Source organism: Actinomadura sp. NPDC048394, assembly GCF_040651755.1.
GTDB lineage: Bacteria > Actinomycetota > Actinomycetes > Streptosporangiales > Streptosporangiaceae > Spirillospora > Spirillospora montaniterrae.
In genome coordinates this window covers 171768-195850 of sequence record NZ_JBEZJL010000005.1, presented here as the reverse complement: position 1 = coordinate 195850, position 24083 = coordinate 171768, and the positions used below count along the sequence as shown (strand labels likewise).

General features: G+C 74.3%; 24 protein-coding genes and 1 pseudogene. 16 read left to right on the top strand and 9 right to left on the bottom strand.

All coding sequences use genetic code 11. From position 1 onward, the window contains the following. A pseudogene (locus tag AB0C78_RS05035) lies at nt 1-338 on the top strand (hypothetical protein); the annotation flags it as partial. Between the two features lie 34 nt (nt 339-372). On the opposite strand, the gene AB0C78_RS05030 reads toward AB0C78_RS05035, so the two are convergent. Both AB0C78_RS05030 and AB0C78_RS05025 read right to left on the bottom strand, forming a co-directional pair. Further along, complete coding sequence (locus AB0C78_RS05030) at nt 373-1158, bottom strand: SDR family oxidoreductase (protein ID WP_360741824.1); 786 nt, start codon at nt 1156-1158, stop codon at nt 373-375. A 59-nt stretch (nt 1159-1217) separates the two neighbouring features. After that, the gene (locus tag AB0C78_RS05025; RefSeq protein ID WP_360741821.1) at nt 1218-2249 is read right to left on the bottom strand and encodes an alpha/beta hydrolase-fold protein; all 1032 of its coding nucleotides are present in this window, start codon (nt 2247-2249) and stop codon (nt 1218-1220) included. A gap of 61 nt (nt 2250-2310) precedes the next feature. Here AB0C78_RS05025 and AB0C78_RS05020 point away from each other — a divergent pair, with 61 nt between their 5' ends. Further along, a complete protein-coding gene (locus AB0C78_RS05020; RefSeq protein WP_360741818.1) occupies nt 2311-2838 on the top strand; it encodes a MarR family transcriptional regulator in 528 nt (175 codons plus the stop codon). A gap of 19 nt (nt 2839-2857) precedes the next feature. Here AB0C78_RS05020 and AB0C78_RS05015 read toward each other — a convergent pair whose 3' ends face one another. Then, the gene (locus tag AB0C78_RS05015) at nt 2858-3700 is read right to left on the bottom strand and encodes a tyrosine-protein phosphatase (protein WP_360741815.1); all 843 of its coding nucleotides are present in this window, start codon (nt 3698-3700) and stop codon (nt 2858-2860) included. A 152-nt stretch (nt 3701-3852) separates the two neighbouring features. Between AB0C78_RS05015 and AB0C78_RS05010 the strand changes: the two genes are divergently transcribed. Both AB0C78_RS05010 and AB0C78_RS05005 read left to right on the top strand, forming a co-directional pair. Then, nucleotides 3853-4323, top strand: coding sequence for a PPOX class F420-dependent oxidoreductase (locus AB0C78_RS05010; RefSeq protein WP_360741812.1), 471 nt, complete (start codon nt 3853-3855; stop codon nt 4321-4323). 119 nt (nt 4324-4442) lie between these two features. Next, the gene (locus AB0C78_RS05005; RefSeq protein ID WP_360741809.1) at nt 4443-6206 is read left to right on the top strand and encodes a PQQ-binding-like beta-propeller repeat protein; all 1764 of its coding nucleotides are present in this window, start codon (nt 4443-4445) and stop codon (nt 6204-6206) included. Here AB0C78_RS05005 and AB0C78_RS05000 read toward each other — a convergent pair. After that, nucleotides 6193-8520 carry an excinuclease ABC subunit UvrA gene (locus tag AB0C78_RS05000; protein ID WP_360741806.1) on the bottom strand — a complete coding sequence of 776 codons (2328 nt, stop codon included), beginning with the start codon at nt 8518-8520 and terminating at the stop codon, nt 6193-6195. The genes AB0C78_RS05005 and AB0C78_RS05000 overlap by 14 nt on opposite strands. A gap of 62 nt (nt 8521-8582) precedes the next feature. On the opposite strand from AB0C78_RS05000, the gene AB0C78_RS04995 reads away from it, so the two are divergent. Both AB0C78_RS04995 and AB0C78_RS04990 read left to right on the top strand, forming a co-directional pair. Then, on the top strand, nt 8583-9584 hold the full coding sequence (locus AB0C78_RS04995) for a YafY family protein (protein ID WP_360741803.1): 1002 nt from the start codon (nt 8583-8585) through the stop codon (nt 9582-9584). Nucleotides 9585-9695: 111 nt separating this feature from the next. Next, entirely contained in the window at nt 9696-11096 is a 1401-nt protein-coding gene (locus AB0C78_RS04990; RefSeq protein ID WP_360741800.1) for an MFS transporter, read from the top strand. On the opposite strand, the gene AB0C78_RS04985 is transcribed toward AB0C78_RS04990, so the two are convergent. Genes AB0C78_RS04985 through AB0C78_RS04975 form a run of 3 tightly spaced genes read right to left on the bottom strand, consistent with a single transcriptional unit; the run spans nt 11048 to nt 13124 of the window. Further along, on the bottom strand, nt 11048-11731 hold the full coding sequence (locus tag AB0C78_RS04985) for a hypothetical protein (RefSeq protein ID WP_360741797.1): 684 nt from the start codon (nt 11729-11731) through the stop codon (nt 11048-11050). The two genes, AB0C78_RS04990 and AB0C78_RS04985, sit on opposite strands and share 49 nt — an antisense overlap. Then, entirely contained in the window at nt 11728-12324 is a 597-nt protein-coding gene (locus AB0C78_RS04980; protein WP_360741794.1) for a hypothetical protein, read from the bottom strand. Before AB0C78_RS04980 ends, AB0C78_RS04985 begins: the two co-directional genes overlap by 4 nt. Further along, nucleotides 12321-13124 carry a TauD/TfdA family dioxygenase gene (locus AB0C78_RS04975; protein WP_360741791.1) on the bottom strand — a complete coding sequence of 268 codons (804 nt, stop codon included), beginning with the start codon at nt 13122-13124 and terminating at the stop codon, nt 12321-12323. The genes AB0C78_RS04980 and AB0C78_RS04975 overlap by 4 nt, the downstream gene beginning before the upstream one ends. 363 nt (nt 13125-13487) lie before the next feature. Here AB0C78_RS04975 and AB0C78_RS04970 point away from each other — a divergent pair, with 363 nt between their 5' ends. From AB0C78_RS04970 to AB0C78_RS04945, 6 genes are all read left to right on the top strand, one after another. After that, nucleotides 13488-14471: an HEXXH motif-containing putative peptide modification protein gene (locus AB0C78_RS04970; protein ID WP_360741788.1), complete on the top strand. Its 984-nt coding sequence runs from the start codon at nt 13488-13490 to the stop codon at nt 14469-14471. A 1-nt stretch (nt 14472) separates the two neighbouring features. Further along, a complete protein-coding gene (locus AB0C78_RS04965) occupies nt 14473-15681 on the top strand; it encodes a YcaO-like family protein (protein ID WP_360741838.1) in 1209 nt (402 codons plus the stop codon). Between the two features lie 12 nt (nt 15682-15693). Next, nucleotides 15694-16416, top strand: a complete 723-nt coding sequence (locus tag AB0C78_RS04960; RefSeq protein ID WP_360741785.1) for a methyltransferase domain-containing protein — start codon at nt 15694-15696, stop codon at nt 16414-16416. A gap of 1 nt (nt 16417) precedes the next feature. Then, entirely contained in the window at nt 16418-16798 is a 381-nt protein-coding gene (locus tag AB0C78_RS04955) for a hypothetical protein (RefSeq protein ID WP_360741782.1), read from the top strand. Continuing rightward, complete coding sequence (locus AB0C78_RS04950) at nt 16795-17574, top strand: hypothetical protein (protein ID WP_360741780.1); 780 nt, start codon at nt 16795-16797, stop codon at nt 17572-17574. Before AB0C78_RS04955 ends, AB0C78_RS04950 begins: the two co-directional genes overlap by 4 nt. 117 nt (nt 17575-17691) lie before the next feature. Next, on the top strand, nt 17692-18063 hold the full coding sequence (locus AB0C78_RS04945) for a VOC family protein (RefSeq protein ID WP_360741777.1): 372 nt from the start codon (nt 17692-17694) through the stop codon (nt 18061-18063). 39 nt (nt 18064-18102) lie between these two features. Here AB0C78_RS04945 and AB0C78_RS04940 read toward each other — a convergent pair whose 3' ends face one another. Beyond that, a complete protein-coding gene (locus AB0C78_RS04940) occupies nt 18103-19449 on the bottom strand; it encodes a cytochrome P450 (RefSeq protein WP_360741774.1) in 1347 nt (448 codons plus the stop codon). 91 nt (nt 19450-19540) lie between these two features. Here AB0C78_RS04940 and AB0C78_RS04935 point away from each other — a divergent pair, with 91 nt between their 5' ends. Continuing rightward, nucleotides 19541-19993 carry a cupin domain-containing protein gene (locus AB0C78_RS04935; protein ID WP_225992441.1) on the top strand — a complete coding sequence of 151 codons (453 nt, stop codon included), beginning with the start codon at nt 19541-19543 and terminating at the stop codon, nt 19991-19993. After that, nucleotides 19990-20778 carry an IclR family transcriptional regulator gene (locus tag AB0C78_RS04930; protein WP_360741769.1) on the top strand — a complete coding sequence of 263 codons (789 nt, stop codon included), beginning with the start codon at nt 19990-19992 and terminating at the stop codon, nt 20776-20778. The genes AB0C78_RS04935 and AB0C78_RS04930 overlap by 4 nt, the downstream gene beginning before the upstream one ends. Here the strand turns inward: AB0C78_RS04930 and AB0C78_RS04925 are convergent. Next, a complete protein-coding gene (locus AB0C78_RS04925) occupies nt 20750-21694 on the bottom strand; it encodes a LysR family transcriptional regulator (RefSeq protein ID WP_360741765.1) in 945 nt (314 codons plus the stop codon). The two genes, AB0C78_RS04930 and AB0C78_RS04925, sit on opposite strands and share 29 nt — an antisense overlap. Nucleotides 21695-21778: 84 nt before the next feature. On the opposite strand from AB0C78_RS04925, the gene AB0C78_RS04920 reads away from it, so the two are divergent. After that, on the top strand, nt 21779-22849 hold the full coding sequence (locus AB0C78_RS04920) for an aminotransferase class V-fold PLP-dependent enzyme (protein WP_360741762.1): 1071 nt from the start codon (nt 21779-21781) through the stop codon (nt 22847-22849). 126 nt (nt 22850-22975) lie between these two features. Next, complete coding sequence (locus AB0C78_RS04915) at nt 22976-24058, top strand: NAD-dependent epimerase/dehydratase family protein (RefSeq protein ID WP_360741759.1); 1083 nt, start codon at nt 22976-22978, stop codon at nt 24056-24058. Nucleotides 24059-24083 lie beyond the last annotated feature (25 nt).

The window sequence follows — 24083 nt, the reverse complement described above, 5'->3', positions numbered from 1 at the left end:
TAGAGCACGATCAGCCGGCCCATCGCGACCTCGGTGTCGTCGTCGCGGTAGACCGACCCGGACAGGGCCGCGGCGTACGGGGCCAGGCTCTGCGGCTGCCGACCGGGCTCGGCCAGGCCCGCAACAACGTGATCGTCAACGCCGCCGACGCCGTCATCGTCGTCGGCGGGTCCTGGGGGACGCTGTCGGAGCTGGCGCTGGCGATGCGCGCCGGGCGGGTCCCGGTCGTGCAGCTCGGCGGCTGGCTGGTGCACGACGAGGACGGCCGGCCCGTCGCCGGGATCGTGCACGCCACCGGCCCCGCCGACGCCGTCCGGGCCACCGGCCTGTGGGACTGACCCGCCCCCGGGCGACGACGTATGCCCGGGCGGGTCAGTGGACGGAGAACCCGCCGTCCACGAAGATCGCCTGCCCGGTGACGTAGGACGCCGACGGCGAGGCCAGGAACACCGCCGCGCCCGCGAAGTCCTCGGCGAGGCCGTTGCGGCCGGTCATCGTGCGCGAGGCGAGCGCCTCCACCCGCGCCGGATCGTCCTGCAGCCGCGCGTTCAGCGGCGTCAGAACGAACCCGGGGACCAGGGTGTTGGCGGTGACGCCGCGCGCCGACCACGCCTCCGCCTGCGAGCGGGCCAGCGCCACCAGCCCCGCCTTCGACACCCCGTAGGCGCCGCTGGTGACGAACGCCCGGAACGCCTGCTGCGAGGCGATGTGGATCAGCCGCCCGTAGCCGCGCTCGGCCATCCCCGGCCCGAAACGCTGCCCGAGCAGGAACGGCGCGTCCAGGTTCACCGCCATCGTGGCGTCCCACACGTCCTCGCCCAGCTCGTCCATCGGCGGCCGCAGGTTGATGCCGGCGGCGTTGACCAGCACGTCCGGCTCGCCGAACGGCTCCACCACGGCGCGCGCGGCGTCGGCGACGCCGGCACGTGACCCGAGGTCCGCGCTGACCCACGCCGCCCGGCACCCGTGCGACTCCAGCTCCCCGACGGTGCCGGCGAGCTCGGGTTCGCGGCGCGCGACGACCACGACCGACGCGCCCGCGCGCGCCAGCGCCACCGCGATGGCCCGCCCGATGCCGGAGCTGCCGCCGGTCACCACCGCCGTCCTGCCCTCCAGCGAGAACAGCCCGGACAGGTACGACCCCGTTTGATCGATCATGTACGGGAGCCTACGGGGCACCGGACGCGGCGGCGCGCCCAGGGCGCGAGGCTGCGCCCTCAGGGCGCGAGGCGGTGGGCCAGCCAGGCGAGGGCGTGGGGATGGCGGTACTCGATGGCGACGTGGCCCGCCTCGAACAGCTCGAACCTGACGGTGTCCTCGGCGACGCCCGCCCGCCGCAGCGCGTCGCGGAAGGCCAGGGCGCCGAGGTCGAGGAACCATTCGTCGCGGGTCCCGGCGTCGATCCAGATCGCGCGCATCGACCGCAGCGCCTCGGCGTGCGCGGGCGCCATCCGGACGGGGTCCCAGCGCAGCCACCGTTCCCAGACCTCGGGCCGCAGCACCCCGGTGACGGGGTCGAACGGCAGCAGCGGCGTGCCGTCGGCGCCGGGCGAGAAGCACGCCGACACCGCCAGGATCTCCAGCAGCCGCAGGTCCTCCCGCTTGGTGAAGGCGGTGCGGGAGCGGAAGTCGTCCCACCAGGTGAAGACGTCGCCGCCGTAGGCGCGCAGGTCCCGCACGGCCTGCAGGAAGTGCGGGATGTACTGGGCCTCCGACAGCGCGTCGCCCGAGTGCGTGGCGAACGCGCCGAACAGGTCGGGCCGCAGCATCGAGGTGATCATGGCGCCGAGCCCGCCGCTGGACTTGCCCGCGATGGCCCGGTGGTCGCGGCCGGGGATCGTCCGGTAGCGGGCGTCGACCCACGGGACGACCTCTTCGCACAGGTAGGAGTGGTAGCGGCCGGTCCCGGCGGAGTCGACGTACTGGCTGCCGCCGTAGCGGGTCCAGGCGTCCACGAACACCAGGATCATCGGCGGCGCCTCGCCGCGGGCGAACAGCGCGTCGGTGGCGACCGGCACCGACGTGCGGAACGCGCCGGGCTGGTTGCTCCAGGCCGCGAGCGTGCCGGTGAACCCGAGCAGCATGTAGACGGCCGGGTAGCGGCGCTCGGGCTCGTCGTCGTAGCCGGGCGGGGTGTACACCCACAGCGGCCTGCGGTGCGGGTCGCCCAGCGGGTTGCCGCGCAGCAGGCGGCTGTCGATGGTGCGCTCGTCGATCCGGCCGGCGAAATCGGGGGGCCACGGGGACATGACGGATCCTCACTCTCAGTTATTACGAAAAGATAATATCCGAGAGGATAGTATGCCCGGTGTGGAGGAGGACTCGATCGACCGGCACATCGCCCACTGGTCCCGCGAGCTGCCCGGCCTCGACCCCGACGTCGAAGGCGCGATCACCCGGATGCAGACCCTCGTCGCGCTCCTGCGCCGCCGCCGCGAGGCCGCGCTCAAGGCGCGCCGCCTCAAAGGCTGGGAGTACGACATCCTGTGGCGGCTCCGCTCCACCGGCCCGCCCTACCAGGCCACCCCCAGCTGGCTCGCCCGGGCGCTGGACACCCACCCCGCCACCCTCACCAGCAGGCTCGACCGGCTGGAGGAGTCGGGGCACCTCACCCGCACGCACGACCCGTCCGACCGGCGGCGCCTGCTGGTCGCGCTCACCGACGAGGGCCACGCCGCATGGGAGGGCACCATCGGCGACCAGGCCGCCGCCGAGCACGCGCTGCTCGCGCCGCTGACCGGCGCCGAGCGCGCGCAGCTCGCCGGCCTGCTCCGCAAGGTCGCCACCGCCGCCGAGGCCGCCGGACCGCCCCTCATGCCCCCGGTCGAGCGGCCCTAGTCCACCGTGCGGCCCGGGGTCAGGACGTCAGCAGCCTCGCGCGCAGCGCCGCGATCGTCGCGTCGCTGAGCCCCAGGCCCTTGTGGACGTAGTTGTCGAAACCGCCGTAGGCCTGGTCGACCTCGTGGAACGCCTCGTCCAGCCACGACGACTCCACCGCGTCCGGCCGGCCGAGGTAGGTGTTGCTGGCCAGGTAGTCCTGGTACACCGTCGCCTTCGGGACGCCGAGGAGCGTCAGCAGCACCGCCGCGCCCCACCCCGTCCGGTCCTTGCCGGCGGTGCAGTGGAACACCGTCGCGCCCGGGTTCGCGGCGATCGAGGTGAGCAGGTCGTGGTAGGCGCGGCTCGCGCCGCTGAAATCCACCATGAACGGGTAGGCGATCGACTGCCCGATGTTGGACGACCCGGTGACCAGCCCGATCAGGAACCCGTACAGCAGGCTCCCCAGCGCCGGGTCGGCGAAGGAGATGCCGTGCGACAGGTCCTCCACGTCGGCGACCTTGTAGGCGATCCCGGCCGGCAGCCGGTCCGGGTCATCCGAGCGCTCCTGCGCGTTGCGCAGGTCGACGTCCAGGGTGATCCCGAGGCTCAGCAGCGTCTGCTGGTCGGCGTCCGACAGGTTCGCCAGCGAGTTGGACCGGTAGACCACGCCGCCGCGGACGTGCCGGCCGTCGGCGGTCGCGTATCCGCCGAGGTCCCGGAAGTTCGACGCCGTCGCCAGCCGCGGCGCCGCGAGCGCGGACGCCGCCGGGGCGGCGGCGGGGGCCCGCGCGGGGACGTCGGCGAGGGCGGGCGGCGCGGTCAGCGCGCCGGCCAGCAGCGCGGTGCCGAGCAGGACTCCGGACGTGCGGGGGGTGCGCATGGCGATCCTCATCGGGCGGCGGGGGAGAGGGGGACGCCCGTCATGATGCAGGCCCGCCCGGCGGCGCAGAACTGGTGAGCCCTCAAAACTTCCCGGCGATCATTGTGCGGGGCGACAACGGGCGCCGCCCGCGCCGTCCCTAAGCTGGAGGCATGGCCCCTTCCATCGCCACCGCGAACCGCGTCGAACGCTCCGAACTGCTGGAATTCCTGCGGCCCCGGCACCGCGCGCTGATCGCCACGGCCCGCTCCGACGGCCGCCCGCAGCTGTCGCCGGTGACCTGCGGCGTCGACGGCGAGGGACGCGTCGTGGTGTCGACCTACCCCGAGCGCGCCAAGGCCCGCAACGCCCGCCGCGACGCGCGGGTGTCGCTGTGCGTGCTGTCCGACGACTGGAACGGTCCCTACGTGCAGGTCGACGGCACCGCCGAGGTCCTCGACATGCCCGAGGCCGCCGACGCCCTCGTCGACTACTACCGGTGCATCGCCGGCGAGCACCCCGACTGGGACGAGTACCGCGAGGCGATGCGCCGCCAGGACAAGTCCCTCATCCGCGTCACCATCGACCGCTGGGGCCCCATCGCGACCGGCGGCTTCCCCGCCCGCCTCGCCCCCGCCGACTGACCGCCGCCCGGACGGGGTTCCAACCGCTTTCCTGACGAACTTGACGGCCGATGTCGGGGCGATCCGGTATAAGTGGATCACCCCGCGCCGAATCCCGTCGATCGTCCGGAAACGGTGGCATGCCCGAACCCGCGGTCCGCCCAGAACACCCGTCCACGACGCCGCCCCCGCCACGCGGACCGCTGAACCGGCTCCGCGACCGTCGCTGGCGGAGCCCCAAACTCCCCGAACCGGTGCGGCGGCTGCCCGCCGCCGACCGCCCGGCGGTCGCGCGGTCCATCCGCAAATGCGTTCCGCCCACCGACCCGTCACTGGACGAACCGACGCTCGCGCTGAGCGCGTTCACGCGCGATCAGATCCGCCGCTACGGCTGGCTGTACCTGCTGCCCCCGGTTGTGCTGCTCGTCGCGAGCGCGGCCATGCTCATCGCGTCCCGCACCGAGCAGACGCTCGGCACCACGGTCATCCTGATCGGCGTGGCCGTCGTCAGCCCGGCATCGGCGGCGCGGCGGCTCGGACGACTCGAACGGCTCGAGGCGGCGATCCGCGCCGGAGACCAGGGCGGATCGCCCCCGCCTGGCCGCCGAGTGCGCGTCCCCTCGCCCGCCACCGCCGCGGTCGCGGCCGGGATCGTGGTGATCGCCTCCGGCCTGTGGCTGCAGTGGGACGCCCGCCACGACCGGCACGACTGGACGATCGAGGGCCCCCACGGCGCGTTCCCCGCGGCGATCGCCGGACAGGCCCCGCTGCACCCGCGGAAGGTGGCGGCGACCTATCCGTTCGACGCCCTGACCTATCGCGGTCTCGCCATCGAGGCCCTCTGGAACTCCGCCTCGGTGACGGCCCACCGCATCAGCCCCGCCGCCACCTACTGGCGGCTCACCCGCCGCGACCACCGGCTCCTGGACGCCGACCTCGACCCGGCCACCGGACGGCTCCTGCTGGTCTGGGCCCATCTGGACCCCGATACCACGTACACCGAGGCGCCGCTGGAGGCCATGGCGGTCGACGTGCGGACGGGCAAGGTCCGCTGGACCCGGACGATCTCCACCGATTCGGACCTCCTGGACCGGGGGTCCACCGTCATCGGGCGAGCGGCGCTGATCCCGGCCGAGAACCTCACCGCGCTGGACCCCGCGACCGGGCGGCGGCGCTGGCGGCTGCACGACCGCTGCGATGAGGCCCCGGCGGGGACCATCGGCCGCACGGTGATCCTCCGGCGCGAATGCCCGCAGACCGGGGTGCTGCTGGAAGGCTACGACGCCGCCACCGGACGCCGCCTGTGGAGCAAGAACTTCGCGAGCTGGTGGCCCGGCAGGGAGCACGCCCCGGTGCTGCCCGTCAAAGCCGCCGGCCTCGACGGGAACAGGCTCGTGGTGTGGACGCTGGAACGCCAAGCCGTCTACGACGCCACGACCGGCGCGGAGATCGGCGAGCACCGCCAGCCGGTCGACGCCGACGGCAAGTTCCTCGGCGCCGGGGAGAACAAGGCCTTCGACGGCGGAACGGACTACGGCCCGTGCTGGATCCACCCGCCCCGCGACCTCCGCAAGGGGATCTGCGCCACCGACCCGGTCTCCGGGCGACGGCTGTGGAGCTTCCGCTTCCCCGGCGCCGGCGAGACCGCGCAGCTCGCCTTGCCGGTGGCCGTCGCCGGCGGACGCGTCTACACCCTGACCAGCGACCACGGCGGAGAGATCGTCGACCACGTCAACGTCAACGACGCCCGGACCGGCGCGCTGCTGGCCCGCGTGTCCCCGACGTTCCCCCGGCCCGATCGCCTGTACGGGATCCACACCGCCGCCGGTGGCGCTCTGGTCCTCACCGACGACCTCCCGCCGGCCTCGATGCCGCACAAGACGGTCGTGCTCACCGACGGGTGATGGCGGCGCGCCGGCTCGCGACCGCTCCGTCGACGCGGGCGCCGAGGGAGCGGCGCAGGAAGTCGGCGGTGACCGAGCCCGTCGCGTCCGCCAGCGCGGCGGGGGTGCCCTCGAACACCACGCGGCCGCCGCGCCGCCCGCCGCCCGGGCCGAGGTCCACCACCCAGTCGGCGTGCTTGACCACCGCGAGGTCGTGCTCGACGACGATGACGGTGTTGCCGGCGTCCACGAGCCGGTCCAGCAGCGCCAGCAGCGCGGCGACGTCGTCGGTGTGCAGGCCGGTCGTCGGCTCGTCCAGCAGGTAGAGCTGGCCGGTGCGGTGCAGCCGCGCCGCCAGCTTCACCCGCTGCCGCTCCCCGCCCGACAGCGACGACAGCGGGCGGCCGAGCGCCATGTGGCCGAGGCCGACGTCGACGAGGGCCCGCAGCCGCGCGGCGATCGCCTTCTCGGCCGCGTCGCCGCCGGTGAAGAACGAAAGGGCCTGCTCGGCGGGCGTCTCCAGGACGTCGGCGATGGAGCGTCCCCGCAGAGTGAGGGCCAGGACGTCGGGGCGGTAGCGGCGCCCGCCGCACGCCTCGCACCGCACGGTGACCGGGTCCATGAACGCGAGGTCGGTGCGGATGACCCCCGCGCCGTCGCACCGCGGGCAGGCGCCGGCGGAGTTGTGGCTGAACAGCGCGGCGTCCACCCCGTTGGCGCGGGCGAACAGGCGGCGCAGCGGGTCCATCGCGCCGAGGAACGTGGCGGGGCTGGAGCGCCGCGACGCGGTGATCGCCGACTGGTCCACCACCACGGCGTGCTCGTGGCGGGCCGCGAACTCGCCCATCACCAGGGTGCTCTTGCCCGACCCCGCGACGCCCGTCACCGCCGTCAGCACCCCGGTGGGGAACCGCACGGTGACGTCGTCGAGGTTGTGGGCGTTCGCGCCGGTCACCGCCAGCCACCCGACCGGTTTCCGGAACGCGCGCTTGACGGGGGCGGCGCGGCGCAGCGCCCGCCCGGTCGCGGTGCCCGCGTTCCGGAGCGCGGCGACGGGGCCGGTGAACACCACCTCGCCGCCGTGCGCGCCCGCGCCGGGGCCCATGTCGACGACGTGGTCGGCGGCGCCGACGACGGCCGGGTCGTGCTCCACCACCAGCACGGTGTTGCCCTTGTCGCGCAGCCGCCGAAGCAGCGCGATCAGCCGGTCCACGTCGCGCGGGTGCAGCCCGGCGCTCGGCTCGTCGAACACGTACGTCATCCCGGTCAGGCTCGACCCGAGGTGCCGGACGACCTTCAGCCGCTGCGCCTCGCCGCCCGACAGCGTGCGGGTCTCGCGGTCGAGGCTGAGGTAGCCGAGGCCGATCTCCTCCAGCCGCCGCAGCCGCGCCACCGCCGCCCCCGCGACGGTGCCGGCGACCGGGCCGGCCACCTCGTCCAGCACCGCGATCAGGTCGCCGATCTCCAGCGCGCACATCTCGGGGAGCGTCCGCCCGGCGACGCGGGACGCGCGCGCCGCCGCGTTCAGCCGGGCGCCGCCGCACTCGGGGCAGGCGTCCTCGCGGACGACCCGCCGCGCCGCGTCCCGCACCATCCCCTTCAGGGAGTCGATGTCCCGCTTGATGTAGAGGCGGTCGAACCGCTCGAGGAGGCCCTCGTAGGCGTTGCTGCCGAGCGACCCGGTCCGGTTGAGCCGCTTCACGCGGAAGCCCTTGCCGTGCAGGAGCAGGTCCCACTCCCCGTCGGTGAAGTCGCGCAGCGGCTTGTCCGGGTCGAACAGGCCCGACTCGGCGTACAGCTGCCACACGAACGTGCCGACGCCGAACGGCGGGAAGTTCACCGCGCCCTCGTTCAACGTCTTGGAGGTGTCGAGGAAGCGGTCCAGGTCGACGCGGGTGACGCGGCCGAGCCCGTCGCATCGCGGGCACATGCCGCGCGGGTCGTTGAACGAGTACGCCGACGCCTCGCCCGCGCTCGGGGCGCCGTGCCGGGAGAACAGCACCCGCAGCACCGGGTTGATGTCCGACGCCGTCCCGACGGTGGAGCGGGCGCCGCCGCCGATGGGCCGCTGGTCCACGACCACGGCGGGTGCGAGGTTCTCGATGGCGTCGGCGTCGGGCCGCTCGTGCTTGGGCATCCGGTCGCGGGCGAACCAGCCGAACGTCTCGGCCAGCTGCCGCCGCGCCTCCACCGCGACGGTCCCGAACACCAGCGACGACTTGCCCGACCCCGACACCCCGGTGAACACCACCAGGCGCCCCTTGGGGATGCGCAGCGAGACGTCCTTGAGGTTGTTCTCCCGTGCCCTGCTGATGATGATGTCGTCCCCGTGCATGCCGGCCACGCTAGGCGGCAATGAGGTCGGGAACGGTCCTCATTGGCGGGCATACTGGCGGCATGTCCTCGGCTCGCCTGCTGCAGCTGCTGTCCCTCCTGCAGACCCGCCGCGAATGGACGGGCCCGGAGCTGAGCGAACGGCTCGGCGTGACGGTCCGCACCGTCCGCCGCGACGTCGAGCGGCTGCGCGACCTCGGCTACCCGGTGCACGCCACGCTCGGCAAGGTCGGCGGGTACCGGCTGGAGGCGGGCACGGCGCTGCCTCCGCTGCTGCTGGACGACGAGGAGGCCGTCGCGATCGCGGTCGGGCTGCGCGGCGCCGCCGGGGGAGCGGTCGAGGGCATCGGCGAGGCGTCGGTGCGGGCGCTGGCCAAACTGGAGCAGATCCTGCCCGCCCGGCTGCGCCGCCGCGTCAGCGCCCTGCACACCGCCACCACCCCGCTGACCGGGCCGCCCGCCGGGCCCGCCGTGGACCCCGAGACCCTCACCGTGCTCGCCGCCGCGTCCCGCGACCGCGAGCGGATCCGGTTCGCCTACCGCGACACCGGCGGCGCCGAGACCTCCCGCCTCGCCGACCCGCACGGCCTGGTCACGGCCGGGCGCCGCTGGTACCTGGTCGCCTACGACACCGGACGCGACGACTGGCGGACGTTCCGCGTAGACCGGGTGACCCGCCCGCACCCGACCGGCGTCCGCTGCCCGCCCCGCGACCTGCCCGCCGCCGACCCCGCCGCGTTCGTCACCCGGTCACTGGCCCGCTCGCGGCCCCTGCGGCGCGCGGTGCTGCGGGTGCACGCCTCCGCCGAGGAGCTCGCCGACCGGTTCCGCGTCACCGGCGCCGAGGTCGAACCGGTCGACGAGCGCACCTGCGTGCTGCGCACCGCGCCCGACTCGCTGGAATGGACGGCGCTGCGCATCGCCTACCTCGACCTCGATTTCGAGGTCGTCGAACCGCCGGAGCTGGCCGAGCGGCTCGCCGCCGTCGGCGCCCGCCTCACCCGCGCCGCCGGCGCCCACCCCTCCGCCCGCGTGCGGACCGGGGGCGCTCAGCAGGACGCGTGAGAACTACAGATTGTGTTCTATAGTTACTCTTGGTAATCATCGTTCCTCGGTGAGCGGAGGCGCGTGGCGTTCGGCCGGAAGGGCTGGCCAGGCAGAGCCAGAACGCGGCGAGTGCCTGACGGCGGCGCGGACCTCGCGGTCACCGCCGCGCCGACCACGCTGCTCGAGCGTCTGCGCGAGGCGCGGAGGCTGCTGGCCCTCCGGCCCTACCGGCTCCTGTTCACCGCGCGCGTGCTGTCGTTGGCGGGGACGGCGGTGGCGCCGATCGCGCTGGCGTTCGCGGTGCTGCGGTTGAACGGCCCCCCTGATCGGCAGGCCGGCCATCTGGGGTTCGTGCTGGCGGCGGGGATGCTGCCACGGATCGTCCTGCTGCCCGTCGGAGGGGTGGTGGCCGACCGGATCCGCCGTGATCACGTGCTGGTCGTGACCAATCTGACGTGCGCCCTGGCCGAAGCGGTGGCGGTCCTGCTGCTCGCGACCGGAGCGGCCCGATTATGGCATCTGGTACTGATGTCCCTGCTGTGCGGCATCGCCTCGGCGTTCGCGATGCCCGCCTCCGAGAGCCTCGTCGCCCACAGCGTCCCGGCTCCGCTGCGCTACCCGGCCACCGTGCTGCTGATGGCCGCGCAGAACAGCGTGAAAGTGGGCGGACCGGCCTTGGGAGGAGCCCTGGTCGCGGTCGTGGGGCCGACATGGCTGATCGCCTGGGACGCCCTGACCTTCACCGCCTCGGCCGCCTTGCTCGCACGGATCGGCTCCGCCCCGGCCCCGACTCACTCGCCCCCACCCCGTCCGGAGCCCGCCGGATCGATCCGTTTCCTGGTCGACCTCGCCGAGGGATGGCACGACCTGCGGTCCCGTCCGTGGCTGTGCCTCCTGGTCGCGCACGCCGCGTTCGTGGCACCGATCTGGACGGTCGGCTACCAACTCATGGGCCCCCTATTCAGCGCCCGCTATCTCGGCGGCGCCGGCCCCTGGGGCAAGGCCATGTCCGCTTTCGCCATGGGGCTGCTGGCGGGTGCGGCGGCCGCGTTCGTCATGCGTCCGCACCGGATGTGGCCGATCGTCTGCGCCTCCACCGCCGCCCAGGCCCTGCCGCTCGGCGCCATGGCGCTGCGATGGCCCGTCCCGGCGCTGACCGGCGCCACCGCCTTGGCCGGCGCCGGTACCGCCATCTATGCCGCGCTGTGGGGGCCGCTTCTCCAGCAGCATCTCCCGCCCGACCGGCTCAGCCGCGCCGTCGCCAACTCCGCGATCGCCCAACTCCTCCCCATCCCCGCCGCCTACCTGCTGACCGGGCCGGTCACCCACCTGTTCGGGCTGCGCGCCGTCATGGCGGCCGGCGCCTTGGCCCTCGCCCTCGCCGCCGTCCTTCCGCCGTTCGCCCCCCAGATCCGTACCCTGACCCTGATCCCCTCCCGCCCCGAAAACGCGGCCGGCCGGACGCCGAGCCGACGGCGTGATCAAGACCCGCCCGCCGGGCCCGGCTCGAGCCCGTCGGTGAAGCGATAGCCGAGCAGGGCGATCTCGGGGGCGAACAGCTCGGCGACGAAGTCGCGTTCGATCGCCGAATAGAGGGCGGAATGGTGACGCCGGTCCGTGCGGTGCTCGCTGTTGGCACGCGGAAGTTCGAGGGCGTCGCGGGGGAGGCCGAGCCGGTCGCCGATCCGGTCGAGTTCGAGGCCCAGGTGCTCGAAGCGCGCGATGTGGTCGGTCACGACCCTGGAGCCGACGGTGTAGAGGCGGAAGTTGACCACATAGTGGGCGCTTCCCGATTCCAGGAAGGTCAGCAGCGGCGGCCGAGTGGCCCGGTCACGATGACGGGCGTAGTAGCGGGAGATCACCTTGTCCCATGGATTGCGTTCCACGCACCAGGTGAAGTAGTTCGTCCAGATCTCCTCTCCGACCAGCAACCTCACCTCCGCGGCGGGCATATGGCCGTAGAAGCGGGCCGTGCCATCGGGATTGGAATAGTGCTGCGGCCCGCGACCGCCGATGCTGCGCCGGAGGGCCTCGTGCCCGGCGTCCTGGATGGGCGTGATCACGTCGTCGGGCCCGCACACCCGCGACAACGCCAGCTCGATGCTCGTCGAAGCGGTCTTGCGGCACCGGATGTAGATGAAACGGTGCTCATGGGAGATGATCACGCCGGGCCCTCCCAGGGCAGCACCTCGGTTCCGTACTCGGCGGCGACGTCGTTCGCCCAGCGGAGGTCGCTCAGGTACACAGGGCCGGTGATCTCGGCGAACTCGGCGCGCACGGTGCCGGCGTGGTCGCGGCCGTCGTTGGGGCCGCAGACCTGCCCCCACGAAGCGAGCACGCCCACGGCGTCCAGCGTCACCGCCCGCCGCTCACGCCGGGACCGGTAGTACGCCAGGAGCCCTTCCAGTGAGCGCATGCTGCGGATCCCGCAGCTGCACCACGGCTGCGGCGCGGTGTGCTCGACGCGTGCGTACCAGGCGTCGACCTCACGGCACCAGTCGGATCGGCTGGTGTTCACACCGGGCTGCCAGACATGGATCATGTCCCGTTCCGGCGTCCAGCGGTGCCGGTTGCCGTCGTGGACGAAGGGATTGACCAGCCGCGCGCCGTCGCGCCCGTACTCGCCGGGGTCGCTCACGACCCACCAGCGCCAGCCGAGGAGAGGCCGGGCGGCCGGGATCATGGCGCGGGCGCCCGGCTCGTGGAACCGGTCCCAGCGCACGTCGCCGGAGGAGGGGAACGAGGTCGCCGGAGTCATCGCGGATCGAGTTTCAGGCGCTTGACGTGCCGCCGGCCCGCTCCGGTGATCTCCGTCCGGCCGTGCAGCACGCGGTGGTTGTCGATGACGAGCACGTCGCCCTCGCGGAGCGCCAGGTCACTGACCACGCCCGGTGCGCGGAGCGCGGCGCGGAAGGCGCCCAGCGCGGCCGCGTGCTCCTCGTCGAGACGGCCGGACGGCTGCCGGACGCACCAGTCGAGCACGCGCCCGTGATACCGGACGCGCGCGCCGCCCTCGTCGTCGAAGGTCAGGATCGGCCGGCGCACGATGGGGTGCCCGTCCGGGCCGTCGCCAGCGAAGGGGAAGCAGGCGTCGCCGAGCAGGCGCACCTGCTCGTGCCGGCCTCTCGCGCGCAGCAGGGCCAGGACCCGGGCGACGGGCGCGAGCAGGGACCGCCCGCCCTCGCCCGGCGCGACCATGGCGAGCGCGATCACGGGATGCGGGCGTTCGTAGTGCGTGGAGTCGGTGTGCGGGTCGAACGCCTCGCGTCCGCGCGAGACCACATCCGGTGAGGCGGCCGGGTCGGGCCGCACGTCCCAGACCAGCCGCCCGGGCGTGCCGTTTCCCGCCGCGACCGGCGTGCCGGCGAAGCTCACCGCGTCCAGCAGGTCCGCGTTGGCCGGCGGGACGTCTTCGAGCACGACCGCGCCGTCCCGCCGCAGCAGCGCCGCCGCGTCGGCGCGCGATGCCCGGCCCCGCAGCCGCACGTGCTCAGGGCCCGCCGCGCCCATGACCTCAGGGCCGGCCGTACCCGCCGCCTCAGGTCGGGCCGTGCCCACGACGGCTCCGCGCCAATGGCATCTTCATGAGAATTCAGAATCCTTACCTCGCCGCGATGTTTCTATGTCCAGCGCGTCTCGGGCCTCCGTTCTCGCCTGATACGAAAGCATAAATCTTCTTCCCGATAAAGCGGGGTTGCCGCCGAGTGAACGTTCTTTCACTGATCACGAGTAAGCCTTGTCAGGACACATTAGCGCCGGTACCTTCCGAGCTGATGGAAGAGATCCCCCTGCCGGGGAATGAGAGGCTGGAGGGCCGATGGAAGAGCGCACCGACTTCGAGATCGAGCCGGTCGAGGCGGAACTGCCCGACTTCGCGCTGATGGTCGACGTCCCCGACTGACCGCCGCGATCCACGGCACGGTGCGCACCGGCTCGCCCATGCGACTCCTCCCCGATCACCGCTCAGCGGCCACGGATCAGGACGGGCTGCTGCGGCTGGTGCGCGCCTGCCTGCAACGGCCGGAACTTCCGCCCGTCCCGTCCGACCTCGGATATCCCGGCTTCGCGGCGGCCGCCCATTGTGCCCAACGTTTGCACCGACCCGGCCCAACCGATCCAAATGAGCGCGAGCGTCTCGTCGCGGAACTGCGGACGATGCCCCGACGCGCCGCCGCCAGTACGCACCGGGCCCTCCGCCTTCCCGGCGGCTGGAACGCGGACCTCGCGCCGCCCGAACCCCATCTGGACGAAAGTTTGGCGCGCGCACTGAGACAAATACCCGAACGCAATGACGGCCGGGCGGTCACGGTCCATCTGACGGACTGGAACGACGAACAACGCGACACCGTCCAGGCCGCCGCCGATCTCCTCGCCTCATTGTGGCCGGACATGCTCGCGGAAATGGCGGTGTCGGTGCGCCAGGTGGCGGTGCTCGCGGGATGGGGCATCGACGGATTCACCGATTTCGCGGCGCACGGAGCGATCTTCGTCAACGAGCGCAGGCTCGCCCCGGACGCCGGCGGCCCGCCACCGCGGCTGCGGCTCGCCGAGGCCCTCGTCCACGAGGGCGCCCATACCCGCTGCAACACCGCCGCCCTGACCGCCCCCTTCCTCGCCCCGGACGGCCCGGCATCGGAGGCCCTCGTCGCCACGCCGCTCCGCGCCGACCCCCGGCCGTTGTCCGGGCTCTTCCAGCAGGTGGTCGTCCTGGCGCGCTGCGTCATGCTGTACGACCTGGTCCTGCGCGACGATCCGTCGCCGGTGCCGCAGATCCCGGCCCGGCGCGACCTGCTGCTCTCGCAGGGGCGAAAGGGCGTGGCGGTCGCGCAAGCGCACAGGTCGCAACTCACGCGGGCCGGCCGGGACGTCCTCGACGAGGCCGCCGAGGTCATCGGCCGTGCTTGACATGCGGGCCCAGGTCTTCCGGCCCTACCCCGGCTGCCCGCGGCTCCGGTTCGGACGCATCGCGGCGCGCTCGGCCGCGTTCGCCCGAGCCGGCGAGACCGGCGGCACCCTCCTGGTCGGCGCCGCAGCCGGAACCGACGACGCGGACGTGGCGGCCCGCGCGCGGGCCGAACTGCTGGAACGTGCGCACAACGTGCTGGCCGGGCGCCGCGCCGAGACGGACGGTACAGCGAGGCGGATCGCCACCTACGAGGCGTTGCAGCATGCCGGAGCCCCGGCCGTGGACCCCTGCGCCTGGTCGGAGCTGAGAACCACGCTGGAGCTGCGCCGGCGACCCTTGCTGTGGGTGGACGCCGTTTCCCTCGTCGACGGACGCCAGGTACTCGTTCCCGCGAGCGGGGTCTTCCTCCGGCACCGCCCGCCCCCGCAGGGCGCCGCGCCGATGCGCCCCGGCTCCACGGGGATCGCCGCTCACCGGACCGAGGGCGAGGCGTCCCGGCACGCGCTGCTGGAGGTCCTGGAGCGCGACCTGCTCTGGCGGGCGTGGTACGGCAGGGGCCCCCGGCGGACCCTCGCCCACCCCCTGCCCGAACCGCTGAGCGGCGTTCTGGGCGCCCTCGGCACCTTCTGCAGCCTGGTGTTCCTGCCCGGGCCCGCCGAAACCGGATGCGTCGTGGCCTGCCTGCACGACGAGCGGGGCGACCGGCAGACCTTCGGCGCACGCGCCACCGCCACACCCCTGAAGCAGGGGACCACATCCCCGGGACGGAGCGCCTCCTTGGAACAGTCCGTCGCGTCAGCCGTCTACGAGGCCCTGATGGTGCGGTGGAGCATGGACACCGCGGACGCCAGAGCCGCCCGCCGCAGGATGCGGGAGCGGGGCGGCCCCCCGATCGGCCCTGTCGAACACGCGGTGTACGCCTACCGGCACCAGGACGCCCTCGCCCACCTGCGCGCGGCCGACGGCGGCGCCGTCCTCCCGCGCCCCACCGCGTCCCCGGCGACCGGCCCCCGCACGCTGGCCGAGGTGGTGGCCGACCACACGGACGAGGACGTGCTCTGGAGACCGACCATGGCCCCCGAACTGGACACCGGCGACCTCACGGTGGGACGAGTGATCGCCCCCGGCGCCCACCGGCTCCCCAGCGACGAGCACGCCCACCCGCCGCCCGCCGATGCCCGTACCCGCCGGCCGCACCCGCTGGGATGAGGAGCGCCGACCATGTCCGGATACGCGACCCGATGGGCCCGGTCGTACGACGCCTGGTTCGGGATGAACCCGCACACCGACGACACCGTGGAGACCCTGGCCAGGCTCGCCGGCGCAGGGCCGGTCCTGGAGCTGGGCGTCGGCACCGGACGGGTGGCCCTGCCGCTGCGGAAGCGGGGCCTGGACGTGCACGGCATCGACGCGTCCGCGGAGATGGTCGAGCACCTGCGCGCCAAGCCGGGCGGAGCCTGCGTCCCCGTCACTCTCGGCGACCTCGCCGACCCGCCGCTGGACGGCACCTACACGCTGATCTACATCGTCGGCGGAACCTTCTTCGAACTGCAGACCCAGCAGGACCAGCTCCGCTGCTTCGCCTCCGCCGCCGAGCTCCTCGCCCCCGGCGGGCTCTTCGTTCTCGACGCGCTGCTGCCCGAGGCGATCAACGGCTCGGACGCGGCGTCCGGACGTCCCGTCCCGACCGCCGGCGCGGAACTGGTCCTGCGCTACCGCGCCGCCGACCGCGCCGAGCAGCGGTACGTCTCGCACTACCTGATCGTGGACGACGATGGCGTCCACCATGTGCGGGTCCCGTTCCGCTACGCCGGCCACGGTGAGCTGGACCTGATGGCCTCCCTGGCCGGGCTCCGCCTCCAGCACCGATGGGGCGGCTGGGACCGCCGACCGTTCGGGCCGGCCAGCACGTTCCACGTGTCCGTCTACAAGGCCGAGACCTGACATGGCCGCGCTTCTCTCCCTGCTTCCCCTCGCGCTCTTCATCGTCTGGGGCGCGACCACGAACCCCCGCCGCCCCTTCTCCTGGGGCATGTACTCGGCCTCGACCAAGGGCTTCCTCTGGACCGAGACCCGGGACGGCCCGCGGCCGATCACCCACGCGCAACTGGGACTCACGCCCGACAGCCACTACCTGGCCCCCGATGACGTCGCCCACCTGTTCGGACAAGCCGACGACCTCCCGCCGATCCGCGGCCTCATCATCGGCCCCCAAGGCGGCTGGACGGTCGCCTACGATCCCGATCGATCCTCGATCACCGTGATCCCCCTTCCCGCGGGCACCGAACTGGCGCACCTCGCCACCGCGTTGCGGCGCGTCACGTGACCGCATTCGCGGTCGCCTGCCTGGCCCTGGCCTGCGCGTGGCGGGCGATGCTCGTCCTGTCCGACGACCGCCGGATCCGCAGGCCGGCGGTCTACCGGCCCGGACTCGGCTGGACCGACGCGCACGAGCTGGCGCCCCGCCGCCGGTGGGCGCGGGCGGGCCTCACGGCGGCGATCTGCCTCATCGCCGCGGCGGCGGCCCCCGCCCCCTGGGCACGGGGGATCACCATCCTCGCCGTCGGCATCCTCATCGCCTGGATCCTGCGCGACCGGATTCTGCACCCCGCCCGCTACACGTCCGTGTGCATCGCCGTCCTCGCCCTCGCCGTGGCGCTGGCGCGGTTCTCGCCGCCGGCGGCCGGGACGGCCGCGTCCTTCTTCGCCGCACAGCTCTATTTCGTCGCCGGGCTGCGCAAGCTGCGCTCTGCCCAGTTCATGTCCGGCCGCGTGATCCTGGACAACGCCGCCTACGGCACGTTTCAGGCGGTGAGCGGAAACCACGAGTTCATCCGCGTCCCCAGACTGGCGGAACTGCTGTCCGGCTCGGCGTTCCCGGCCGCATGCCGCACCGCCGCCATCCTGACGGCCGCGGTGGAACCGGCCCTCGGCCTCGGCGCGATCGGGCTGATGCCGCCGCCCCTCCTCCTCGGCCTGGCGATCCCCGTTCACCTCGGCTTCCTCCTGATCAGCCCCTACCGCATCGTCCCCTTCACAGCGGCCGCGCTCGGCCTGCTCGCCCTGACCACCCTCCACCCGCTCATCCCCCTCGGCCGCTAGGAGCAGGACGGCCCGGCTGCAGCCACTGGACGATCTTCTTCGGGTACCTGACAGAAGGTGTCAGTCTCTCCTGGAAGACTGTGACGCATCGACCTTGAACGACCAGGGAGTACATACATGACCGGTATCGCCGAGTTCATCGCCATCAACATCGACTGCCCGGAACCGCCGAAGCTCGCGGCGTTCTACGCGGCGCTCACCGGCGGCGAGATCACCTTCGACACCCCCGAGGCGGCGGCCGTCGCCCTGCCGGGCGGGCAGAACGTCTACTTCCAGGGCGTCCCCGACCACAAGGCGCCGACGTGGCCGACCGGCGAGCGCCCCCAGCAGTACCACCTCGACTTCTACGTCGACGACCTCGACAAGGCCGAGGCGCAGGTCGCCGAGCTCGGCGGCGCCACCCCCGACTTCCAGCCGGGCGGCGACCGGTGGCGGGTGCTGACCGACCCTGCCGGGCACCCGTTCTGCGTCTGCCTGCGCAGCCAGTAGCGGCCGCGGGAGTCGCGGGCGGCGGCCGCCCGGCGCGCGTCAGGCGGGCAGGACGCGCACGGGCAGGCCGCCGCGCGGCCGCATCGCGGTGACGCTGGTCGGCGTCACCGCCGCGGACACCAGCCGCAGCCGGGGGCCGCGCAGCAGGCACGCGAGCATCGTCTTGATCTCCACGGTCGCCAGCGTCGACCCGATGCAGCGGTGCGGCCCGCCGCCGAACGGCAGGTACGTCGACGGGGTCGTCGGGCGGTGCAGCTCCGAGCCCGGGATCCAGCGCTCGGGCCGGAACCGCCCCGCCTGCGGCCACACCTCCGGCATCCGGTGCGTGACGTAGGGGGAGTACAGCACCATCGCGCCCGCCGGGATCCGGTGCCCGGCGTAGGCGAAGTCCTCGACGGGGACGCGGGCGCTCAGCACCGCCGGCGGGAACAGCCGCAGCGTCTCCTGCACCACCCCGTCCAGGTAGGTGAGCTTCGGCAGGTCGGCGGCCTCCGGCGGACGGTCCCCGAGCACCTCGGCGGCCTCCCGGCGGGCCCGCTCGGCCGCGTCCGGGTGCACCAGCAGCGCGTACACCGCCCACGCCATCGCCGCGCTGGTGGTGTCGTACCCGGCCGAGATCAGGCTGATGACCTGGTCCTGCAGCTCCTGGCGGGTCAGGCCCGCGCCGTCGTCGTCGCGGGCCGCCATCAGCATGCCGAGCACGTCGTCGTGCTCGCCGCCCTCGCGGCGCCGCCGCTCGATCTCCTCGTCCACCCGCCGCGCGACCGCCGCGCGGGACGCGGTGACGCGCCGCCAGTACGGGTTGGGGAGCGCCCGCAGCATCATCTGCGCGACGAAGTTGCGGTCGATGCCGGCCAGCGCGACCTGCAGGCCGTGCCCGATGACCTCGGCGTCGGCGGCGAGCCGGTCGCCGAACAGCACCTCCACGGTGCTGCGGCGGATGACGCCGCGCAGCTCGGCGTAGGCGTCCAGCGTCCGGCCGGGCGTCCAGGACGCCAGCGCGGCGCCGGTGTTGGCGGCGATCCGGGCGACGTACCCGTCGACGCGGCGGTGGTGGAACGCCGGCTGGACGAGGCGGCGCCGCCGCTTGTGGTCGGCGCCGTCGCTGACGATCAGCGCGGTCTCCCCGTTCACCGGCACCAGCAGGTCGAACGCCTCCCGCCAGCGGAACAGCCCGGAGTTGGCGAACACGAACGCGTTGGCGTCCGGGCCGAACAGGTGCACGAACGGCCGGCGGCGCGTCCCGACGGCCACGACCGGGCCGTGCTCGGCGTACAGCCGCAGCAGGCTCGCGCACGGGTTCATCGCGAACCCGACGCCGTGGCGCGCGGTCACCCTCGGGGAGGGGGTCATGGTCGTGGACGGGGTCATCGTCGCGGATCCCACGCGCCCACTATGGCACGGTCCGGCGCACGGCCGGGCGGACGGGCGCGCCCCCGGTCGGTGCCGCCGCCGGCCCGGTGCGAGGATGGGACGCGTGACGGACGAGACCGAAACGCGGGGAACGGCGGCCTGGCACGGGAGGATCGAGCACGTCCGGGGGTCGCAGGTGCGCTCCGACACCGCCCAGACCTCCGGGATGCGGCGGTTCGAGGCGATCTCCGGCACGACGGTGGGGTCGGAGCGGCTGTGGATGGGCCGCACCCACGTCCCGCCGGCGACCAGTTCGGGCGACCACCACCACGGCGAGGCCGAGACGGCGATCTACGTGGTGTCGGGGCATCCGGTGTTCGTGTTCGCCGAGGGGGACCGGGAGGTCCGGGTGGAGACCGGGCCCGGCGACTACGTGTTCGTCCCGCCCTACGTCCCGCACCGCGAGGAGAACCCGTCCGGCGACGAGGAGGCGGTCGTGGTGATCGCCCGCAGCACGCAGGAGGGCATCGTGGTCAACCTGCCGAGCCTGTGGGCCCCGCGGCCGCAGGACGGGTGAGCGCGGTGCCCGCCGGACCGCCGGGACCGGGCGGCCACCGCCCGAAACCGGGCACGCAGACCGTGGACCGGTCGGTGGCGGTGCTGCGCACCTTCGAGGACGCCGACCGGCAGACCCCCACCGAGATCGCGCACCGGCTGGGGCTGTCGGTGAGCACCGCGCACCGCATCGTGCACGCGCTGCACGCCACCGGCATGCTCGGCCGCGACGCGCAGACCGAGCGGTACTTCCTCGGCCCCACCGCCGCGATCCTCGGCCGGCTGGCGCTGGAGCGGATGGGCACCACGCTGCTGCAGCCGGAGCTGACCGCGCTGCGCGACGGGACCGGCGAGGCGGTCAGCCTCGGCGTCCGCGCCGGCGACGAGGTCGCGGTGCTGCTGCACCTGCCCTCCACGCACCCGCTGCGCTACGACCAGCCGCCCGGCGACCGCAACCCCATCCACACCTGCGCGATGGGCAAGGCGTTGCTGGCGTTCGCCGACGACCAGGTCGCGATGGACGAGCCGTACCGGCGGTTCACCCCGTCCACGCTCACCACCCGCGCGGAGCTGCAGGCCGAGCTGGCGCGGATCCGCGAGCGCGGCTACTCGGTGAACGACGAGGAGCGGCTCGCCGGCGTCCGCGCGGTGGCGGCGCCGGTCCGCGACGGCGCGGGCCGCACGTTCGCGGCGGTGGCGCTGCAGGGCCCGTCGGTGCGGTTCGGCGACGACCGGATGCCGGAGCTGACCGAGGCGGTGCTGAAGGCGGCGACGCGCCTCACCGACCTGCACCGCCACCTGGCCTGACCGCATCGCCCGCCGTGGCGCCCGCCGTGCTGGACGGTGCGGCGGCGGCGAGCTCGTCCAGCAGCGCGGCGACCGCGGGCGGCCGGGGCCCGGCGGGCACCAGCGCGGCGATGCGGCGCTTGCCGAGGTCGGGCGCCAGCGGGATCGTCACGCCCGGTTCGGAGTGCAGGCCGAGCGCCAGGCCGGGCAGCGCGGTGACGGCCAGGCCGTGCGCGACGAGCCGCTGGACGGCGACGTGGTCGTCGCTGGCGAACGCGATCCGCGGGACGAACCCGGCGCGCCCGCATGCCCAGTTCAGGTGGTCGCGGCAGCGCGCGCAGCCCGACGCCCACGTCTCCTCAGCCAGGTCCTCCAGCCGGACAGGGCCTGCGGCCAGCGGATGCGCGGCGGGCAGCACGATCCGGATCGGGTCGTGGCACAGCTCGACCTCGCGGAACCGGGCGTCGGTGTCGGGCGGCAGGTACTCGTGGTGGAACACCACCGCGACGTCGGCGTCGCCCGCGCGCAGCGCCGCGAGGGCCTGCGGCGGTTCGGCGTCCATCAGGGTGACGGTGACGCCGGGCGCGCGGGCGCGCAGCCCGGCGAGGGCGGGCGGCAGCAGCGACGCCGCCGCGGTGGGGAACACCGCGATCCGCACCCGCCCGGCGCGCAGCCCGGCGATCGCGGCGATCTGCTCCTCGGCGTCGTCCATGCGGGCCAGGACGTCCTCGACGTGCTCGACGAGGATCCGGCCGGCCTCGGTGAGGCGGACGCCGCGGCCGTGCCGCACCACCAGCGGCGTGCCGACCTCGGCCTCCAGCCGGGCGATGTGGTGCGACACCGCCGGCTGGGTGTAGGCGAGGGAGCGCGCGGCGGCGGTCATCGAGCCGAGGCGGGCGACCTCCCGCAGGATCCGGCCGCGGTGCAGGTCCAGCATCCTCGCAAGATATCAACCGCGCTTATGGGTCATCCAGAGAACCGTACTTTGTGCTATGGCCGGGTGGTGCACGACCATCGGAGCATGACCCTTTCCGTCCACGACGCCCTTTCTATCCACGACGCGCAGCGGGAGTTCACCGCCGGCGTCGCGTTCCTCAACACCGCCACCTACGGGCTGCCGCCGCGCGCCGCGCACGAGGCGATGATGGCCTCCGAACGGGACCGCGCCGCGGGGCTGCTGGTCCCGTCCGACCTCGACGAGGCCGTCGCCCGGTCCCGGCAGGCGTTCGCGCGGCTGCTCGGGCTGCCCGCGAGCCGCGTCGCCGCCGGCTCGCAGGCGTCGTACTACGTCGGGCTCGTCGCGGCGTCGCTGCCCGCCGGCGCGCGCGTCCTGGTCGCCGAGGGCGACTTCACCTCGTTGCTGTTCCCGTTCCTCGCCCGCTCCGACCTGGCGGTCCGCGAGGTCCCGCTGGAACGCATCGCCGAGGAGACCGGGCCGGACGTCGACGTGGTCGCGGTGTCGGCGGTGCAGTCCGCCGACGGCCGCATCGCCCCCATGGACGACCTGGTCGCCGCCGCCCGCGCGCACGGCGCCCGGATCCTGCTGGACGCCACGCAGGCCGCCGGATGGCTGCCGCTGCCCGCCGGGGACGTCGACTGGCTGGTGTGCTCGGGCTACAAGTGGCTGCTCGGCCCGCGCGGCACCTGCTTCTTCGCCGGGACCGAGGAGGCCCTGTCCGCGCTGCCGCCGGTCGGCGCGGGCTGGTACGCCGGCGCCGACGTGTGGGACTCCATCTACGGCACGCCGCTGCGCCTGGCGCCGGACGCGCGCCGCCTGGACCTGTCGCCGGCCTGGCAGTGCTGGGCCGGGCACGCGCCCGCCCTGGAGCTGATCGAGCGGGTCGGCGTCGCCGCGATCCACGACCACGACGTGGCGCTGGCCCGCCGCTTCCAGACCGCGCTCGGGCTCGAGCCCGGCGACTCGGCGATCGTGTCGGTGCCCGTCACCGACGGCACCGCCGAGCTGCTGCGAGCCAACGGCGTCGTCGCCTCCGTGCGGGCCGGGCGGCTGCGCTGCGCGTTCCACCTGTCCACCACCGAGGCCGACGCCGACAAGGCCGCCGGGCTGCTCGCCGACCGCATCGCCGCCTGACCGCCGCGCCCCCGGCGCCCGGGCGGCGGCGCGGAAACCCGCAGATCTTACAAGTCTCGAACAAGGTGCCTTGACGGGCGCCTTCACGCCGGATCCGGCGGCCGCGGCGGCCTACCGTTCGACGGCATGGACGTACTGCTCACCGGGTCGGCCGGTTTCATCGGTTCGCACGTCGCCGAGGCGCTCACCGCCGCGGGCCACCGGGTCCGCGGCCTGGACCTGCGGCCCGACGGCCTGGATCCCTCGGGCGGCGCGGCGGGCACCGCCGACGTCCGCGACGCGCTCGCCGTCGCGCGGCGGCTGCGCGGCGCGGACGCCGTCTGCCACCAGGCCGCCAAGGTCGGCCTCGGCGTGGACGTGTCCGACCTGCCCGACTACGCGTCGGTGAACGTGCACGGCACCGCGGTGCTGCTGGCGGAGATGGCCCGCGCCGGGGTCGGCACGCTGGTGCTGGCGTCGTCGATGGTCGTCTACGGGGAGGGCGCCTACAGCTGCGCGGCGCACGGCCCGGTGCGTCCGGCGCCACGCCCGGAGGAGGCGCTGCGCGCCGGACGGTTCGAACCGGACTGCCCCGAGTGCGGGCGCCCGCTCGCGCCCGGCACCGTCGCCGAGGACGCGGCGCTCGACCCCCGCAACGTCTACGCCGACACCAAGCTCGCGCAGGAGCACCTGGCGGCGTCGTGGGCGCGGACGACCGGCGGCACCGCCGCGGCGCTGCGGTACCACAACGTGTACGGGCCGCGGATGCCGCGCGACACCCCCTACGCGGGCGTCGCGGCGATCTTCCGGTCGCGGCTGATGAACGGCGAGGCGCCGCTGGTGTTCGAGGACGGCGCGCAGCGCCGCGACTTCGTGCACGTCCGCGACGTCGCCCGCGCCAACGTGCTCGCCCTGGAGCGGGCCGCCGCGGGCGCGCCCGGGCCGGGCGCGCTGCGCGCCTACAACATCGCCAGCGGCGAGCCCCGCACCATCGGCGACATGGCGCGCGCGCTCGCCGGCGCGTTCGGCGGCCCGCGGCCCCGCGTCACGGGCGGTCACCGGCTCGGGGACGTCCGCCACATCGTCGCCCGCCCCGACCGCGCGCGCCGCGAGCTCGGGTTCGCCGCGTCCGTGCCGTTCGACGTGGGCATGGCCGAGTTCGCCCGGGACACCGCGGCCCCCGCCGGGCCCGCCGCGGCGCCTGCCCGGCAGCCCGTCACCAGTTCGTAAGGGTCGCCGGCCCGTCACCGAAAGT

Excerpts from the sequence above, each read along its gene's own strand:
- AB0C78_RS05030 (WP_360741824.1), bottom strand. The coding sequence starts at position 1,158 with ATGATCGATCAAACGGGGTCGTACCTGTCCGGGCTGTTCTCGCTGGAG.
- AB0C78_RS05025 (WP_360741821.1), bottom strand. The coding sequence starts at position 2,249 with ATGTCCCCGTGGCCCCCCGATTTCGCCGGCCGGATCGACGAGCGCACC.
- AB0C78_RS05015 (WP_360741815.1), bottom strand. The coding sequence starts at position 3,700 with ATGCGCACCCCCCGCACGTCCGGAGTCCTGCTCGGCACCGCGCTGCTG.
- AB0C78_RS05010 (WP_360741812.1), top strand. The coding sequence starts at position 3,853 with ATGGCCCCTTCCATCGCCACCGCGAACCGCGTCGAACGCTCCGAACTG.
- AB0C78_RS05005 (WP_360741809.1), top strand. The coding sequence starts at position 4,443 with ATGCCCGAACCCGCGGTCCGCCCAGAACACCCGTCCACGACGCCGCCC.
- AB0C78_RS05000 (WP_360741806.1), bottom strand. The coding sequence starts at position 8,520 with ATGCACGGGGACGACATCATCATCAGCAGGGCACGGGAGAACAACCTC.
- AB0C78_RS04995 (WP_360741803.1), top strand. The coding sequence starts at position 8,583 with ATGTCCTCGGCTCGCCTGCTGCAGCTGCTGTCCCTCCTGCAGACCCGC.
- AB0C78_RS04980 (WP_360741794.1), bottom strand. The coding sequence starts at position 12,324 with ATGACTCCGGCGACCTCGTTCCCCTCCTCCGGCGACGTGCGCTGGGAC.
- AB0C78_RS04965 (WP_360741838.1), top strand. The coding sequence starts at position 14,473 with ATGCGGGCCCAGGTCTTCCGGCCCTACCCCGGCTGCCCGCGGCTCCGG.
- AB0C78_RS04960 (WP_360741785.1), top strand. The coding sequence starts at position 15,694 with ATGTCCGGATACGCGACCCGATGGGCCCGGTCGTACGACGCCTGGTTC.
- AB0C78_RS04955 (WP_360741782.1), top strand. The coding sequence starts at position 16,418 with ATGGCCGCGCTTCTCTCCCTGCTTCCCCTCGCGCTCTTCATCGTCTGG.
- AB0C78_RS04945 (WP_360741777.1), top strand. The coding sequence starts at position 17,692 with ATGACCGGTATCGCCGAGTTCATCGCCATCAACATCGACTGCCCGGAA.
- AB0C78_RS04925 (WP_360741765.1), bottom strand. The coding sequence starts at position 21,694 with ATGCTGGACCTGCACCGCGGCCGGATCCTGCGGGAGGTCGCCCGCCTC.
- AB0C78_RS04920 (WP_360741762.1), top strand. The coding sequence starts at position 21,779 with ATGACCCTTTCCGTCCACGACGCCCTTTCTATCCACGACGCGCAGCGG.
- AB0C78_RS04915 (WP_360741759.1), top strand. The coding sequence starts at position 22,976 with ATGGACGTACTGCTCACCGGGTCGGCCGGTTTCATCGGTTCGCACGTC.